The organism is Rhodococcus sp. 05-2255-1e (assembly GCF_002259025.1).
GTDB lineage: Bacteria > Actinomycetota > Actinomycetes > Mycobacteriales > Mycobacteriaceae > Rhodococcoides > Rhodococcoides fascians.
The window spans coordinates 545,367-562,969 of the sequence record NZ_NOZE01000033.1 but is presented as its reverse complement, the minus strand read 5'-3'; the positions used below and the strand labels follow the sequence as shown (position 1 = coordinate 562,969).

The following is a 17,603-nucleotide window of genomic DNA, read 5'->3' as shown; positions in this document are numbered from 1 at the left end:
CATGACCATTCCACTGACGCCCGACGCCACCCGGCTTCCACTGAACACTCGACGAGCGACGTCGACATTCGGTATGTCCGTACTCGGCCTGCTGACCGCAAACTTGTTGCCGTTCATGGTGATCGCACTCCAGGACTCCCTCGGCGTCAGCGTCGCCGAGGCGGGGACCATCATGACGGGCTCGCTGCTCGCCACCGCGCTGGCCTGTATCGCCGTCACCCGACTGGCCGAGGGGTCGCGGCGGATCGCGGTAGCCCGAGTCGGTCTCGTGGTGACCGCACTCGGATTCGGTGTCGCTGCGTTCCCGCTCGGTGCCACCGTCACCGTCGTCGGCGTCATCGTCGGAGGTGCGGGAGCCGGCGGCGCGCTGGCCGCGAGCGGTGCAGCTCTGGCGGCTCTGCGCAATCCCAACAGGATGTCGGCCGCCAACGGACTCGTCAACCGAGCCGTCGTGACCCTCGTCCTCGCGGTGATCCCGCTGGTCGGGGTCGGCCTGGGCAGTGTCTACGGATTCGTCGCGGCTCTGGCGATCGTTCTCCTGGTGACGTCGGGTTGGTTGCCCGCCGCACCCGTACTCGACTCACCCGACCTGGTGCGACGGGCTGTGGAGCCGCCGGCCTCGGTCGGCACGCGGCGCATCACAGTTGCCGGAGTGTCCCTGCTGGTGATGTACGCGGTGTGGGCGATCAGCGAGGATTCCCTCTGGGCGATCGCAGGCACCATGGGCGCAGACAATGCGCAGCTGAGCGACGCAGCACTCGGTGTGGTTCTCAGCGCGTCGAGCGCAGGGGGATTCTTCGCCGCCCTCGTGCTCATCCTCCTCGGCGACCGGGTGGGCCGCGCACTTCCGATGGCGGTCCTACTGATCGTCGGTGGCGCCCTGAAACTCGGTACGTCCCTCGCCAGCGATCCCACGGTGTACGGCGTGCTCCTCGTCGCGTGGAACTCGGTGTACCTGGCGGCCTTCCTGTTCTTCATCGCCACCGCGGCCGCACTGGATGCCAACGGCAGATTCTCGGGTCCCTCGCTCGGCGTGTATCTCGTGGGTACCAGTTTCGCTCCAGCGTTCGGTGGTTGGCTCGTGGAGTCGTTCGGCTACAGCACATTCGGCTGGGTCGTAGGCGTGGCCAGTTGGTTGTTGGTCGTACCGGTCGTTCTCGTCGCACGATTGTCCACCCGCGTCGAACAGGCAGAAAAACAAGCACGGCAATCGGATTCGCTACCGCAGGAGACATCTCGATGACAACCCCGACCACCCGGACCGCACTGGTGAACGGCAGGATCCTCAGTTCCTCCGGCACCCTGGAGGCCGTCGCCGACGGTACCTTGGCCGAGGCCGATCGTGTGGTGATCGACGGCGACCACATCGCCGAGGTGCACCTGCCCGGCACCACGCACGCGGCGTCCGCCGACGTCACGGTGGACCTCGAAGGCCGATTCGTCCTCCCCGGATTCGTCGACTCGCACGTACACCTGTTGTGGCTCGGTGCCGGGCTCAGCAGCGTAGCCCTCACCGACGCAGGCGATCTCGCGGAGATTCGACGCCGGCTGGTCGACGCACGAGAATCCCTCGGCTCCGAGGCGACCATGCTGCGCGGCCGCGGATGGCTCTTCGATGCCATCGACGGTGAACCCACCGCAGCCATGCTCGACGAGGTCGTCTCGGACATTCCGGTGTTCCTCGACTCCAACGACATGCACTCGATCTGGGTCAACACCGCCGCACTCGAAGCGATGGGAATCGACGCGACGACAACGGATCCGGCCGGTGGCCGGATCTCGCGTCTTCCCGACGGCTCACCCGCCGGGATGCTGTACGAACGCGCCGCGCACGAATTGGGTTGGGCCTACCTGTCTTCGGTCACCTCGAACCAGGATCGAGAGCGACACATCGGGCGTGCACTCGACGCGTTCGCGGCCGCCGGTGTCACCTCGGTCGTCGACATGGGGATGGACGAAGACGGCTGGCGCGCGCTGTGCGGTGTCGCGCAGCGCTCGGAAGGCCGGCTACCGGTCCGTGTCTCGGCGCATTGGCTCGTCGTCGATACCGGTGACGCGCAGCGCAATCTGGACCAGGTGAACCGTGTTCTCGAGCTGCGGAACGACCCGACACCGTGGCTCGAGCTCGTCGGTATCAAGCTCGTACTCGACGGTGTGATCGACGCGTGTACCGCAGCGTTGAACTACCCGTACGCCAACGGCACCAACGGAGACCTGTTGTGGAGCGCCGAGGCCCTAATACCCGTCGTCGTCGCCGCGGATGCTGCACAACTGCGTCTGGCCATCCATGCCATCGGCGATCTGGCCAGCGACATGGCCCTCGATGTTCTCGAGGAGATGATCGACGTCAATCCGCCGTGGGATCGGCGACCGCGGCTCGAGCACCTCGAAATCGTCAGCGATCGGACACCCGACCGAATGGCTCGGCTTGGCATCACGGCATCGGTACAGCCGGTGCACTCCGACCCTGCGATCCAACCGAACTGGCGCGCCCAGTTGGGCGACGACCGCGTCGAACGCGGCTACCCGTGGACGTTGTTCACCGCTGCGGGGGCCCGCCTGGCGTTCGGCACCGATGCCCCGACCGCGCCCCACGAGGCGCTGGCGAATTTGTACATCGCCACGACGAGACGCTCGGCCACCGACCACTCGCTACCACCGAACGAGCCGCAGTTCGCGGTGCCGCTCGACGCCGCCCTACGCCACGCGACATTCGACTCCGCCGCGTCCTTCGATGCCGATTCGCGGGTCGGTCGAGTGCAACCCGGCATGTACGCCGACCTCGTCGTACTGGACGGTGACGTACTCGACGGAGGCAATCTGTTGGCTGTGTCGGTCGTGCGCACCATCGTCGGCGGCAAGACCGTGTTCGAGAAAGAGACCGAGGAAACCCATGTCTGACACCGTGTTCGACTTTTTCGCCCAGCCCGAGCTACCGACGCCGACCCTCGAGTCCGACGAGGTCCGTAGGCTGATGGACGAAAACTTCGGATTGGCATGCACCCTCACCGAACTCGGCAGCCAGCAGGACCAGAACTTCGTGGTTCGCGACATCGACAGCGGCGCCCCGGTCGGCGTCCTCAAGCTCAGCAACCCGGTGTTCAGCGAGTCCGAGATCGAGTTGCAGGACCTCGCCGCAAGCATCGTTGCCGAGCGAGAGCCGACGCTGCGTACCCCCAAGGTGGTCGTCGGCCCGCGCGGACCGATGTCCGCATGGTGGAACTCGTCGCAGGGGCGCATCCACGGCCGTGTCATCGAATTCATCTCGGGCACAACGCTGATGGGCTCGAACTATCTCTCCCCCGCCACGGCCGCGCGGATGGGTGAACTCGCAGGCAAGGTGAGCGTTGCACTCTCCGATGTCGACCACCCGGCGTCGGGCCGGGTGCTGCAATGGGATCTGCGCCATGCCGATCGCGTCATCGCGACGCTGTTGCCCGACGAGCCGGACCAGGATGTCAGCGAATTCATCACCGACGTCACCGCATCGGCCTTGCGTCAGTTGCATTCGGTGTCGGCCGACCTGCCACTTCAACTCGGCCACTTCGACATCACCGACGACAACGTTCTCGCGCCGACGGCACCCGGGTCGCTCCCCGACGCCGTCATCGACTTCGGCGATGTCAGTCGATCGTGGGCGGTCAACGAAATTGCGGTGACCTTGTCCTCGCTGCTGCACCACGACGGCTTCGCGCCGGTCGACGCACTGCCCGCCATCCGCGCCTTCCATGCCGCACGTCCGCTGAGCGAGAACGAGATCGAGGCACTGTGGCCATTGGTCACCCTGCGCGGAGTGGTCCTCGTACTCAGCGGCCGTCAGCAGGTACGCCTCGACGCCGGGAACTCGTACGCCGACTCCGCGCTGGATCGCGAATTCCGCATCCTCACCCAAGCAGCATCGGTGCCCTGCGCCGTGATGACCGAAACCATCCGTCGGGCACTGGGTTTGGACGCCCGGCCGCGACTGACCTGGCAGGACGAACCGTTGGTCGCCGGTATGTCCGACGCCGTGACCATCGACGCGGGCACCACGTCGACCGTCAACGACGAAGGGCGCTGGCTCGACCGACACACCCTGACGGCCGCCGCGCTTGCCGCACTCGATGCAGGCGCTCCCGCCGCAGTGGTACCTGCGTGGTCTGCTCGGCTCACAGGTGGACCCAGCCGCACTCCCACAGAGCCGGCCACGATCTCCACTGCGCTGACCATCTGGCTCGCCCAGGACACCACGCTCGACGTACCTGCAGACTGCTACACCACGCACACCGACGACGGCATCACCGTCACGTCCGGTGACGACGCCGTCCACTTCGTGGGCGTACCGAACTCACCGAATACCCTTGTGCTGCCGGCGCGTACACCGATCGACGTCCAGCTCACCCGATCGAACTCGGGGCCGATACCACTGCGCGTCGAGCCCTCGTACTCCCACGGCTGGTCGGTACTCGCCGGTGACCCAGCGCCGGCACTCGGGCTGCCCCCTACCGTCGTCGCCCCCGAGGACGACACCCTCGAGCGCCGCGAACGGCTGCTCGCCGAGGTCCAGGAGCACTACTACGCGGAGCCGCCCCGCATCGAGCGGGGGTGGCGTGAGTACCTGGCCGATGTCGACGGCCGGGTCTATCTCGACATGGTCAACAACGTCGCCTCCGTCGGCCATGCCCACCCGAAGGTGGTGGCGGCCGCCCATCGGCAGATGCAACTGCTGAACACCAACTCGCGCTTCAACTATCGTGCGATCACGGAATTCGCAGAACGCATCACCGCGACCCTCCCCGACGAACTCGACACCGTGTTCTTCGTCAACTCCGGGTCGGAGGCAACCGATCTCGCCATCCGGATCGCGATGGCAGCGACCGGACGTACCGATATCGTGGCCATGAAGGAGGCCTACCACGGGTGGACCTTCGCCAGCGACGCCGTCTCGACCTCGATAGCCGACAATCCCAATGCCCTTGCCACCCGGCCGGACTGGGTACACACCGTCGATGCCGCGAACTCCTACCGAGGAAAGCACCGCGGTGACGACGCCTCGAGGTACGCACCCGAGGCCGTACAGTTCATCGACGACCTGGCTGCGGCAGGCACTCTCCCCGCCGGGTTCATCTGCGAGTCCTACTACGGCAACGCCGGAGGAGTCGCACTTCCCGACGGCTACCTCCAGCAGGTCTACGCCGCCGTCCGCAAGCACGGTGGCGTCGCGATCTCCGACGAAGTGCAGGTCGGTTACGGCCGACTCGGCGAATGGTTCTGGGGCTTCGAGCAGCAGCAGGCGATTCCCGACGTCATCGCGGTCGCGAAATCCATCGGTACCGGCCAACCCGTCGGCGTCGTTGTCACGACCCGAAAGATCGCCGACCGCTATCGCACCGGTGGCTACTTCTTCTCCTCCACGGGCGGATCCCCGGTGTCGTCGATGATCGGTCTCGCCGTGCTCGACGTCATCCAACAAGAGGGGTTGCAGGAGAACGCGCGCGTCGTCGGTGGCCACCTGAAGTCTCGACTGCAGGCCCTCGCGGCCAAGCACCCCATCGTGGGCACGGTGCACGGCTCGGGGTTGTACCTGGGACTCGAATTCATCCGCGACCACTCCACCCTCGAGCCCGCCACCGAGGAAACCGAGGCCATCTGCAATCGACTCCTCGAACTGGGAGTGATCATGCAACCGACCGGCGACCACCAGAACGTGCTCAAGATCAAACCGCCCCTGTGCGTCTCGAAGGAATCGGTCGACTACTTCGTCGACTCGTTGGACAGAGTACTGACCACTGGTTGGTGATGTGCCGGTCCGAAGTCCTCAGGTCACCAGACCGCGCGCTCGATGCACCGATCACCTTCCGACTACACTGAGGAACTGCCAGATGCGTTTGATAGTCGGTTATCTCGCCACCCCGAGCGGCGAGGACGGCCTCGTTCTCGGGGTACAACTTGCCCGAAGCCTCGGTGCTGCTCTTGATATCTGCATGGTTCTACCACCCGAGCGCACTGTTCCAACTCGAGTTCCGTCCATCTCCGGCTACGACGACGTCCTGACGACTCAGGGAATGGAGTGGTTGCGTAAGGCGAGGGCGACGGTGCCCGCCGATATCGATGTCGCGGTGCACCTGTCCGTCCACGAATCCTTCGCTCAGGGACTTCTCGATGAGGTCACTCGGTTAAACGCGCAGGCGATCGTCGTCGGTGCCGCCGGAGACGGCCTGCTCGGCCGACACTCCGTTGGATCGGTGTCCACCGAGCTGTTGCACTCGGCTCACGTCCCATTGGCCCTCGCACCACGGGGTATGCGGCACTCGTCGGTCCAGAAGATCAAAGAGGTCACCTGCGCGCTCGGAGCCCGAGTCGGGGCCGATGTGCTGCTTCGCACAGCGGTGCGGACGGCGGAGAGGATCCGCACACCGCTGCGGTTGGTTTCGCTCGTCGCGTTGGATCCGCAGAACGACCTGCACGACGGTCATGACGCGTTCGACACAGTTCGCGAGGCTGCGGTGTCGCACGCGAAGACGACACTCGACGAGGCGACAGCTGTTCTGCCGCAGGGATTTCCGGTGACGGTGTCGATCGCCGACGGATCGACGGTCGAGTCGGCCGTACGCACGTTGGACTGGCAGGACGGCGACCTGGTCATGGTGGGTTCGAGCCGCCTCGCCCAACCCCATCGACTCTTCCTGGGGTCGACTGCAACCAAGATGCTTCGCGTCCTACCGGTCCCCATGGTGGTCGTACCCAAGCAGGACTTCGAATCATGAATCGAACGAACGAAGGTTCCGATATGACGAACGATGCGGGCGAACAGGCCGGGCCTACGAGTACCGTAAGCGCGAAGGGTCTGGCCACGGGGACAGTCGGCACCATTTCCGGTGCCATTCTGGGAATCTCGTCGGTCGCTCCGGGTTGTACGCTGACCGCAAGCATCGGCCTCATCGTTGCGGCCGTGGGTCTGAAGATGCCCGCCATATTCATCGCCGGATTCATCCCGATGTTCCTCACCGCATATGCCTACCGCGAACTCAATTCGGCGTCGCCGGACTGCGGCGCTTCGTTCACCTGGTCGACCAAAGCGTTCGGGCCGTACGTCGGGTGGATGTGCGGTTGGGGCATGGTGATCGCCACCATCATCGTGCTGTCGAACCTTGCTGCGATCGGCGTCCAATTCTTCTATTTGTTCATTGCCAATTTGTTCGAAAGTCCCTCCGTCGCAGATCTTCCTGGCAACAAGTTGGTCAATGTCGGTACCACCTTGGTGTTCCTCGGGATTGCCACGTGGGTGGCCAGTCGAGGTATCACGACAAGCGAGAAATTGCAGGTTGCGCTCGTAGGTTTCCAGATGGTTCTTCTTGCCATCTTCGCCGTGATGGCTCTGGTGCACGTCGGCTCGGGTGACTCCCCCGCTGGACTGAGCTTCGATCTCGATTGGTTCGATCCGTTCACCGGAGTGGCCGCCGGGGCGTTCGTTATCGGTCTGACGGGGTCGATTTTCGCGTTCTGGGGTTGGGACACCTGCCTGACGCTGGGCGAGGAATCCAAGGACCCGAAGCGAACGCCCGGGCGCGCCGGACTGCTCTGTGTGTTGACTGTGCTGCTGACATACTTGCTGGTATCAGTCGCTGCGATGATGTATGCGGGAGTGGGCGACACCGGCCTCGGACTCGGCAACCCCGACAACTCGGAAAACGTGTTCGGCGCACTTGCCGACCCGGTCCTGGGCAAGTGGGGCGGGCTGATGCTGTTCCTGGCCGTGTTCGTGTCCTCGGTGGCGAGCCTGCAAACCACCTTTCTTCCCGCGGCGCGCACGATGCTTGCCATGGGTGTGTACGGCGCGTTCCCAAAAAAATTCGCCGAAGTCTCTCCCCGCTTCCTGGTGCCGTCCTACGCCACGCTGGTTGCAGGTGTCGTGACCGCAGTGTTCTACACGGTGGTGACATTCCTGTCGGAGCGAATCCTGATCGATACCATTGCGGCACTGGGCATCATGATCTGTTGGTACTACGGCATCACAGCGTTCGCTTGCATCTGGTATTTCCGCGGCGCACTGTTCGACAGCGTGCGCAACGCATTTTTCCGTTTCGTGTTCCCGTTGGTAGGCGGACTCATACTCCTTGCCGTGTTCGTCTTCTCGTTGGACGAGAGCATGGACCCGAACAATGCCAGTGGCGCGTCCATCGGCGGAATCGGATTGGTGTTCTTCCTGGGATTCGGCGTGCTGCTCTTCGGCGCTGTGCTGATGACCGTCATGAGATTTCGCAGTCCGGCGTTCTTCCAAGGCAAAACGCTCGATCGGAACACCACGGCCCTACGGAACGAGGGCGACCTCTCCGATTACCAGCGACCGGCGACGCTGGATTCCCAGCGCGGCGAATAGTCCGGTCTCCGGCCGACTCGACAATCAACAGGAGTAAACACGATGGCTATTGCTCTCGACAGTGAGGTTGCGGCGGCACTGCAGGCGGCCGCAGCGACCTCGGGCGTTCCCACCGCGACCGAGCGAGGCGATGTCTGGACGCTGCGAGCTGTCATCGATGCGACTCTTGCCATCGACCACGGAAAGCTACCGGGCAGCACTGCTGTACGCAGGTCGGATCATGTTGTCGAGGCCGACGACGGATGTGCCGTAGCGATGCGCTGGTACCTGCCGGACAACAGGGTGAGCACCAGTGCCGTCGTCTACGCGCACGGAGGTGGAATGATCAGCGGGTCGCTCGAGCTGTACGACCCAGTCATCGCGCACTATGCCGAGCTGACCGGCGTGGCATTTCTCTCGGTCGACTACCGCCTCGCTCCGGAGGCGACCGGTGATGCCCCCGTCAAAGATGTCTACGCCGCGCTCGCCTGGCTGGTTCGCGAGGCGGATGCACTGGGCGTCGATCGCGAACGCATTGCGATCATGGGAGACAGCGCCGGAGGTGGACTGGCAGCGGGTGCCGCAATCCTCGCACGGGACCACGGCATTGCGTTGGCACACCAGATCCTGATCTATCCCATGCTCGATTCCCGCACTCTCGTACCCGACCCCCATCTGACAGCGACTGCGACGTGGACGTACGACGACAACTTCACCGGATGGAACGCGCTGCTTCCCGAGGGAGTGACGGTCTCGACGCTGTCCTCACCCTCTCACCTCAACGACTTCGCCGATCTTGCACCGACATTCATCGACGTCGGAGACCTCGACATCTTCCGAGACGAAAGCATCGACTACGCGCTGCGCCTGCTTCGCGCCGGAGTGCCGTGCGAGCTGCACGTACGGACCGGTGCCCCACACGCTTTCGAGTGGATCGCACCCGAGGCGGCAATTAGTCGCCGGTCCACCGAAGATCGATATCGAGTCATCGAGGCGCTCTGACGGACTTGCTCGTTGCGACCGGTGACGCGCGATGCCCGACGGTCGCAACATCACCGTCACGTCTCCAACGCGCACTCGACTGTGATGACAGAATTCGCGTATGACGCAACTCGGTCTCGGACTTGCCGCACTCGGACGCCCGGAGTATCTGACCATCGGGCATTCGCGTGCGGTGGACGGGCGGTTCGACCCGGCTGCGCTCGAGCAGCATTGCCACGCAGTACTGGACTCCGCCTGGGACAGTGGTATTCGGCACTTCGACGTCGCCCGCTCCTACGGTCTGGCCGAGCAGTTCCTCGGCAGCTGGTTGTCTGCCCGTCCGAACCGGCGCGAGGAACTCGTGATCGGCTCGAAGTGGGGCTACGCCTATGTCGCCGACTTTCAGCGGGGCGCGGAGGTACACGAGGTCAAGGAACACTCGGTCGCACGCCTGGCCGAACAGTGGCCGCAGACAATGCGCGACCTCGGCGGAAAGCCCGACCACTACCTGATTCACAGCGTCACCCCGGACAGCCCTGCCCTTCGCGACGCAGCCCTGCTCGACTATCTACGCGCGCTGGCAGCCGGTGGCACCCGCATCGGCATCAGCACCAGCGGGCCGCACCAGGCCGATGTCGTGCGTGCCGCGCTCGAGATCGGGGTGTTCGGCTCGGTGCAGTCGACGTGGAATCCCCTCGAACCGTCCGTCGCCCCCGCCCTGGCGGAAGCGCACGAGGCCGGCTGGTTCGTCGTCGTCAAAGAGGCGATGGCGAACGGTCGACTCATCGCCGAGAACTCCGCACTCGCCGCGCGCGCCGACTCGGCCGGAGTCGGCCGCGACGCGCTCGCACTGGCCGTCGCCCTCGCGCAACCGTGGGCCGATGTGGTGCTCTCCGGTGCCGCCACGGCGACGCAACTCGACCAGAACATCGCTGCGCTCTCCGTCGACCGCGCCGTAATCGCGCCCTGCGACCTGAACATTGCCGACCTGGACATCGCCGAGTCCCCGCAGAGTTACTGGGACAACCGCTCCCGCATGGCCTGGACCTGACCTCTGCCCACCTTTCCTGAATCGGCTCCTCCCATCCGAATGTCGGACGCCGATCGGTGTCGCATATTCGAAAGCGAGGAGCCGAACCGGCTCGGCATACGAGCATGTCGAGGTAGAGCGGCCCGTCACCCCCGCCCCCACCTGGTGATTGACATCACACGCACCGGCGGCTATCTTTCAAACTGACATCAGTTCAGTTTGATGGAACATTGCAGCCACCTCGAGCACGTGCGTCGAGTCTGCGATCGGATGTCGACACGACTCCACGTCTTACGACGACTCGCCGAGTCCGCGGGAAGTTATCGACGTGCCCGAAAGGAACGCAGGCATGAACAAGTTCAGGACGACGATGGTTGCCGTGGCAGCGACTGCTGCGTTGGTGGGCCTCACCGCATGCGGGGGATCGTCTTCCTCCGCATCCGCTCCGGTCGAGGGCGATTGGGACGCAGTGGTCGCGGCCGCGAAGGAGGAGGGCAGCGTCATGCTCTACTCGAGCCAGAAGCCGGCCAACCTCGATGCCCTGACGGCGGCCTTCGAGGCGAAGTATCCGGAAATCTCGATGGAGTACGTGCGCGGCACCGACTCCGAAATCAACCCCCGCGTCGAGACCGAGAATCGGACGGGAACCGGCATCGCCGACGTCCACATGACGACCGACGCGTCGTGGATCCAGAACGCCTCCGAGTCCGGGAAGTTCTCGACCGAACTGGTCGGTCCCGATCTCGATGCGGCAGCGTTCGATCCGGCGAAGAGCGTGATGAACGATCGATTCTTCTTGACCAGTGCTGCGGTATTCGGTCTGGGCTGGAACACTGCGGCCGTTCCGGACGGCGTCAGTGCGCCCGAAGACCTGATCGATCCGAAGTTCCAAGGCAAGATCGGCATCGTGAACCCCACCGGATTCGCGTCGTACGTGGATCTGTACAAGTTCTACGCCAAGAACTTCGGTGAGGACTACTGGAACCAGATGGCCGAACTCTCGCCGCGGGTCTACCCCAGCGCACTCGCTGTGGCGCAAGCCCTCACCTCCGGTGAAGTGACGGTCAGTCCCATGGTGCAGCCTCTCGTCACCGAGGTTGCCGCAGGCGCACCGGTCGATTGGGCTCTGCCCGACAAGCCATGGGGAACACCCTGGTACTCGGAGGTTCTCAGCGCCTCGCAGCACCCCAACGCAGCACAGGTGCTCGCGAACTTCATGGTGACGGCCGAGGGACAGCAGGCGCTGAACGGCGGATATGCAGCCGTCCTTCCCGACATCGAGGGAGCGGTCGCGCGAGCTCAGGACATCGCATCTCCCGACATCGACGAACTGACTCCCGAGAAGGTCGACCAGTACTCCCAGGAATGGCAGACCCTGTTCCAGGGCTGACTCTCCGCACACAGCACGAGAACGCAGACCGTCGCCTTCGTGCGCGGAATGCGAAATGATTTGTGACAGAGACGAACACCGACGGTCGACGTACAGCGGCCGTCGGTGCACGCACACCGATGCTCCGAAAGCGAGTATGCAATGACCTCTCGATTCGCGGTCTCCGGACTGACGAAGACCTATGGTGCCAACGTCGTCGTCGACAGTCTCGACCTCGAGATCGAGCAGGGCGAATTCCTGGTCCTGCTCGGACCGAGCGGTTGCGGCAAGACCACGACCCTGCGGTGCCTCGCCGGGCTGGAGACCCCGCAGGGTGGCTCGATCTCGTTCGCGGGTCGCACCGTGTTCGATGCGGCGTCCAAAGTTCATGTCCCGGCGCACAAGCGAAACATCGGCATGGTGTTCCAGTCGTATGCGCTGTGGCCACACATGACGGTCGCCGAGAACATTCGGTACCCGCTGACGGTGCGCAAACTGAAGAAGGCAATCGCCGACGGTGCGGTCGAGACAGCCGCGAACATGGTCGACTGCGGTGCGTTGCTCGACCGGTACCCCTCGCAGCTCAGCGGTGGCCAGCAGCAACGTGTCGCGGTCGCTCGCGGGCTCGTGGCGCAACCGGATCTGGTGTTGTTCGACGAGCCCCTGAGCAATCTCGATGCGCGCCTGCGAGATCAGGTTCGATCGCAGATTCACCAGTTGCACCAACAGCTCGGTTTCACCGCGGTGTTCGTCACGCACGACCAGTCCGAGGCGTTCGCGCTCGGTGACCGTCTCGCGATCATGAAGGCCGGAAAGATCGAGCAGTACGACGAGCCCGAGCACGTCTTCGAGAATCCGGCTTCGGAGTACGTCGCCGCGTTCATCGGGATGGGTAATCGGCTCGAACTGCGGCGCGGCCACGACGGCTGGGTCACCAGTGGCTCGGACGTCATCGACCTACAGACGGCCACGGTGCGTGAGCGTGCCGACGAGGGCACTCGTGCCGTCGCGCGGTTCCGACCGGACGACGTGCTGTTGCACGACACTGCCGACCAGGTGCCGCCCGGAAACATTGCCCTGCACGCAGAACTCGTGACGTACGAGTACGGCGGTCGGTACTTCGACGTGGCGGTCAAGACCGGCGACGAGCAGTTGACGCTGCGAGCCTCGGCCACCGAACACAGTGCGGCACTGCGGCGTAGCAGTCCCGGACAACCCGTACTCGTCAGCTTCGCGCCGTCGTGTCTGCGGGTGTACGCGCTGCCCGACGCGTCGTCGGCCGCGAGCTCCGAGCTCGTCGGCTCCGCTGGAAAGACCTCGTGATGGCCACCGCAGTCGACGTCGAACGGCCCCAGACCGCCGAGACGCCCGCCAAGCGCTCACTGACGATCTCGCCGAATTGGCGCGCGCGAATCGGGTACGCCGCCGTCCTCGCCGTGTTGGCCTACCTGGTCGTGCTCCCGATGGTGCGTCTGCAGATGCTCGCGTTCGAGGACGGAGCTGCCGGATACCGAAGTCAGTACGGCCGCTTCGACATCGGCGTCACCCTTCGAACCACGGTGGCGTTGGCGTTGGGTTCGTTGGTCATCGCGATGGTGCTGGGAACGCTGCTCGCCTTCGCTGCGAGCAGGCTTCCCGCCAAGCTCGGTTGGCTGCGTGTCATTCCCATCCTGCCGATCGTGATGCCGGCGGTGGCCAGTGTGGTGGGGTGGGCATTCCTCCTCTCCCCCGGGCCCGGTTACCTCAATGTGCTCCTTCGACTGTTGCCGTGGTGGAGCGGATCGGACAGTGGCCCGATCGACGTGTACACCGTCCCGTGGATCATCGTTCTCACGGGCTTCGGTCTGACGTCGTTCGTCTACCTGTTCGTCAGTTCCGGCATGCAGAACATCAGCTCCGAGCACCTCGAAGCCGCTCAGGTCAGTGGATCGTCCACGGTCGGAATCTTTTTCAAGATCGTCCTCCCGCTGCTTCGACCGTCCCTCATCTACGGCGGCGGCATCGCGCTGCTCCTCGGACTCGGCCAGTTCACCGGACCCCTGCTGTTGGGTGCGAACACCGGCGTCAAGGTGCTGACCACCGAGATGTACCGCCGGGTGTCGGAGTCCCCGTCGGACTTCGCGGCGGCAGCGGCCGCCGGCTCTCCGCTGGTGATCTTCGGACTGGTACTGGTCCTGGCACAGAAGGCGTTGCTGGGCAACCAGACTCGCTTCGTCACGCACGGAGGCAAGGCATTCGCTCCCTCCACCGGTAAGGCCACGTGGGCCACGGTCACCATCGTCGTGTTCGCGCTCTTCGCCTTGGTCATCCCGCTGGTGGGTCTGATCATCGTCTCGTTGACGCCGTACTGGTCGGGATCGTTGTCGCTGAGTCTGTTGACGCTGGACAACTTTCGGGCACTGATGGATACGACGGCGGTGGTGGAGTCGGTACTGACCAGTGTGCTGACTGCACTGGGTGCGGTCGCGATCTGCATTCCGCTCGGCTACCTGATGGCAAACCTTCTCGTCCGCGGTCGCCGGTTCAGAATTCTCGCGCTGATGGCAGACCTCATGACCGCACTGCCACTGGGCATCCCGGCCGTGATATTCGGCGTCGGGTTCCTGCTCACGTACACCGAGCCGCCGCTGATCCTCTACGGAACCAGAACGGTGATCATCCTCGTGTACATCGTGCTGATGCTGCCCTTCTCGACGAGGATGCAGATGACGGCCATGCTGTCGCTCGGCAACACGTACACCGAGGCGTCGGCCACCAGTGGTGCGTCCCCGTTCGTGACGAATCTCCGAATCATGTTGCCGCTGATGCGTCCGACGATCCTCAGTGCCGTCGCGCTCATGTTCATTCTGCTGACCCACGAATTCGCTGCATCGCTTCTCGTGCGAGCGTCGACGACCCAGGTGATGGGCACGTTGCTGTTCGACATGTGGCAGAACGGCTCTTATCCGCTCGTGGCCGCGATGGCCTTGCTCATGACTGCCGTCACCACGATCGGTGTCGCCGCGGCGATGCTCGTCGGCGGCCGCAACGTACTCAGCAAGCTGTGACGGGCGTGCAGTCCCGGCTCCAGGACAAGGTCGTTCTCGTCACCGGAGCAACCGGAGGGATCGGTACCGCGATCGTCGAGCGGCTGGCCTCGGAAGGCGCAGTGCTCGTGGTGACCGACGTCGACGTGGCCGCGTGCGGCGCACTCGTGGCGGACCGGACCGACAGCGAACGCCATCTCCCGATCGCCCTGGACATCACCCGGGAAGATCAGTGGCACAGCGCTGTCGAGGCCGTGGCCGCACAGTACGGCCGGCTCGACGCCGTGGTGAACAACGGTGCCATCGGCAGCCTCGGAACCGTCGTCGACGAGGATCTCGACCGCTACAACCGAGTTGTCGAAGTCAGTCAGACCGGGACGTGGCTCGGAATGAAGCATGCCGGCGCGTATGTCGAGCGCTCCGGCGGAGGATCCATCGTCAACATCTGTTCCATCCTCGGCAGCGTCGGCGGCCTCGGCAACAGCTTCGCCTACGCCGCAGCCAAAGGTGCTGTGCGCACCATGACCAAGAACGCAGCGCTGCACTGGGCCACCAAAGGTGTCCGAGTCAACTCCATCCACCCCGGCTTCATCGGCACCACGCAGCTGCTCGAACGCTACGAGGGCTCCGAACGACACAGCGCCATGATCGCGCACACCCCGATGGGTCGACTGGGAACCGGGGCCGAAGTGGCTGCCGCCGTTGCCTTTCTGGCCGGAGACGACTCCACGTTCGTCACCGGGACCGAGCTGTACGTCGACGGCGGCTGGACCTGCGACTGACCGCTCGGCGGGCTGTCGGGGCGGGTGCTTCAGCAGGTGGTGAAGAAGTCCACCCCGTCGGAGGTCCGCACCGACAGTCTGCCGCGCTGGACCAGAACATCGAGGTGCGCCAGCGTCTCGCAGGTCGCCACCATCTGATTGAAGCTGTCCAGGGTGGCGAACGATCGATCGTGCCGAGTCCACGTCAGACCGGCCGCCACGTCCAACCCGGTTGCGCGAGCAACAGATTCGACGACGCTCTCGGTAGCGGCGAGACGGCGATCGTGGTGTTCGAGCAGCTGTCGGCAGCGCTCGTGCACACCGGCACCCGGCTGGCCGTGCGACGGCAACATCGTCCGGTCGGGTTCGTCGAGCATCACCGACAGAGACGTCAAATACTTGGCCAGCGGGAGATCCCACTCGCCGAGCTCGAACCCGATCGACGGCGTGATCGTGGGCAGAACGTGGTCTCCGGTGTAGCACAGATTCCGGTCGGTGTCGTGAAACACCATGTGGCCCTTTGTGTGTCCGGGAGTGTGTGCAGCGACTACCGCATGGCCGGGAACGTCGAGGGGACCGGGTTGTAACCACGCGTCCGGTAGCTCCCAGTCCGCGGCGTCGAAGGGTTCGGCCTTCCCGCTCTCCGCTGCGATGCGAGCGATCTCGAACGCGCCCGCGCGCTCGAGTTCACGAATCGAGCTGACCGGAACGTTGCTGCGCAATCGACCGATCGCTTCGATGCCCGGTGCCTCGGCGGCACCGAGATGCACCCGCGTCCCGTATCGACGACGCAGCTCGACGGCGAACGTGTAGTGATCACGATGGACGTGAGTGACGTACACGTCGTGAATCTCCGACGGTCGACGCCCGATGCGACGCAACGCGTCGACGAGCTCGTCGTGCGTGGATGCCCGGTGCCAACCGCCGTCGATCAGCACCAGCCCCGTATCGGTCTCGAGCACATAGACATTGATCGCACGCAGACCATCCTGAGGCATCTGCAGAGGAACGCGATGAACGCCGTCTGCCACTGCGAAACAGCCCGGGTCGGCCCACGACGACGTCATCCCGCGTCGCTCGCGAGGGGCACCATCGTCTTCTCGTCGCCGTACCACATCATTCGTCGGCCACCCATGGTCCCGACGTGGTCGACGGCGGCCTTCCACTCGTCACTGGCCAGGGCGGCTTCGAGTGCGTCGCGCGACTCGAAGCTGAGCACCGACAAGCCGTCCCACCCTTGGGATTTGCTCCCGAATGCTTCGAGTAATTCGGTGTGCTGCCAGCGGAGCAAGCCGGGCAGGGGATACGTGACGTCGGCGTGCTCGCCGCGCCACCACGTGATGAACTGCTCGTGGGTCCACTCTTCCGGGCGGGCGGCGACGAGTACCAGGTTGTACATATTTTCTCCTAAGTGAATTCTGTTCAGTTTCAATGACCACGAAGAGCCGGTGAGACCCCGCTCGCGGGCGCTACTTGCGTACGACGCGGATGGCCGCGTCCGTGACCACGTCGGTGATCTCGTCGATCGTCAGGCGACCGTCGGGGCGGTACCACCGCCATACGCTGACCACCAAGGCAAGTACCAGCCGGGCGGACATCGTCGGATTCGACTCGGCGAACTGCCCCGCCTCGATTCCCCGGCCGACCAGGGCGGTCCAATCCCGCTCGATACGTTGGACCAGGGCACGGCACTCGACTCGTTCGGCCTCTTCCTTCGCGGACTGACGTTCCGTCGCCAAGAGGTCCATGTGGTTGTGCAGAATGCGACGCGCCAAGGCGTCCTGAGGCGATGCGGCCAACGATGCGGCGATCGCCGCACGCAGTGCGTCCTCGGCATGCGTGACCCCCTCGGTGGCCGCGACGAACCGGGCGGCGGAGTCCGCGAGTTCGATACGCATGATCGTCAACAGGCAATGCGCTTTGGACTCGAAGTAGTGGTAAAGCGCAGTCTGACCGATACCGACCTCGTCGGCGATGGACGCCCACTTGGTGTGCTCGTAACCCACTTTGCCGAAGTGGTCGATAGCCGCCGACAGAATCCGCGTTCGCTTGGACCGCGGGCTCTCGCGTCGAACGTCGGTTCCTACGGTCATGATTG

Annotated in this window: 14 protein-coding genes; 11 read left to right on the top strand and 3 right to left on the bottom strand. The window is 64.5% G+C overall.

Annotated features, from left to right (window positions below; translation table 11 throughout):
- Position 1: 1 nt before the first annotated feature.
- The 11 genes from CH262_RS21610 to CH262_RS21560 all read left to right on the top strand — a co-directional run bounded on the left by CH262_RS21610 (position 2) and on the right by CH262_RS21560 (position 15,526).
- Positions 2-1,243 (top strand): MFS transporter, encoded by a 1,242-nt coding sequence (locus tag CH262_RS21610; RefSeq protein ID WP_094718400.1) that lies wholly within the window; start codon positions 2-4, stop codon positions 1,241-1,243.
- Positions 1,240-2,901 (top strand): amidohydrolase, encoded by a 1,662-nt coding sequence (locus tag CH262_RS21605; RefSeq protein WP_094718399.1) that lies wholly within the window; start codon positions 1,240-1,242, stop codon positions 2,899-2,901. Before CH262_RS21610 ends, CH262_RS21605 begins: the two co-directional genes overlap by 4 nt.
- A complete protein-coding gene (locus CH262_RS21600; RefSeq protein ID WP_094718398.1) occupies positions 2,894-5,779 on the top strand; it encodes an aminotransferase in 2,886 nt (961 codons plus the stop codon). Before CH262_RS21605 ends, CH262_RS21600 begins: the two co-directional genes overlap by 8 nt.
- Positions 5,780-5,861: 82 nt before the next feature.
- A complete protein-coding gene (locus CH262_RS21595; protein WP_094718397.1) occupies positions 5,862-6,746 on the top strand; it encodes a universal stress protein in 885 nt (294 codons plus the stop codon).
- A gap of 23 nt (positions 6,747-6,769) precedes the next feature.
- Entirely contained in the window at positions 6,770-8,359 is a 1,590-nt protein-coding gene (locus CH262_RS21590; RefSeq protein WP_032367320.1) for an APC family permease, read from the top strand.
- A gap of 42 nt (positions 8,360-8,401) precedes the next feature.
- The gene (locus tag CH262_RS21585; RefSeq protein WP_094718395.1) at positions 8,402-9,340 is read left to right on the top strand and encodes an alpha/beta hydrolase; all 939 of its coding nucleotides are present in this window, start codon (positions 8,402-8,404) and stop codon (positions 9,338-9,340) included.
- Between the two features lie 100 nt (positions 9,341-9,440).
- Entirely contained in the window at positions 9,441-10,370 is a 930-nt protein-coding gene (locus CH262_RS21580; RefSeq protein WP_094718394.1) for an aldo/keto reductase, read from the top strand.
- 328 nt (positions 10,371-10,698) lie between these two features.
- Positions 10,699-11,739 carry an ABC transporter substrate-binding protein gene (locus CH262_RS21575; RefSeq protein ID WP_370878652.1) on the top strand — a complete coding sequence of 347 codons (1,041 nt, stop codon included), beginning with the start codon at positions 10,699-10,701 and terminating at the stop codon, positions 11,737-11,739.
- Between the two features lie 141 nt (positions 11,740-11,880).
- A complete protein-coding gene (locus tag CH262_RS21570; RefSeq protein WP_032366847.1) occupies positions 11,881-13,041 on the top strand; it encodes an ABC transporter ATP-binding protein in 1,161 nt (386 codons plus the stop codon).
- Positions 13,041-14,765 carry an ABC transporter permease gene (locus CH262_RS21565; RefSeq protein ID WP_052057052.1) on the top strand — a complete coding sequence of 575 codons (1,725 nt, stop codon included), beginning with the start codon at positions 13,041-13,043 and terminating at the stop codon, positions 14,763-14,765. Before CH262_RS21570 ends, CH262_RS21565 begins: the two co-directional genes overlap by 1 nt.
- Complete coding sequence (locus tag CH262_RS21560) at positions 14,762-15,526, top strand: SDR family NAD(P)-dependent oxidoreductase (protein WP_032386454.1); 765 nt, start codon at positions 14,762-14,764, stop codon at positions 15,524-15,526. The genes CH262_RS21565 and CH262_RS21560 overlap by 4 nt, the downstream gene beginning before the upstream one ends.
- A gap of 29 nt (positions 15,527-15,555) precedes the next feature.
- On the opposite strand, the gene CH262_RS21555 is transcribed toward CH262_RS21560, so the two are convergent.
- The 3 genes from CH262_RS21555 to CH262_RS21545 form a co-directional block, all read right to left on the bottom strand.
- On the bottom strand, positions 15,556-16,572 hold the full coding sequence (locus CH262_RS21555) for an MBL fold metallo-hydrolase (protein ID WP_032386455.1): 1,017 nt from the start codon (positions 16,570-16,572) through the stop codon (positions 15,556-15,558).
- A complete protein-coding gene (locus tag CH262_RS21550; protein ID WP_032386456.1) occupies positions 16,569-16,904 on the bottom strand; it encodes an EthD family reductase in 336 nt (111 codons plus the stop codon). Before CH262_RS21550 ends, CH262_RS21555 begins: the two co-directional genes overlap by 4 nt.
- Positions 16,905-16,974: 70 nt before the next feature.
- Entirely contained in the window at positions 16,975-17,598 is a 624-nt protein-coding gene (locus CH262_RS21545) for a TetR/AcrR family transcriptional regulator (protein ID WP_032366851.1), read from the bottom strand.
- Between the last annotated feature and the right edge of the window lie 5 nt (positions 17,599-17,603).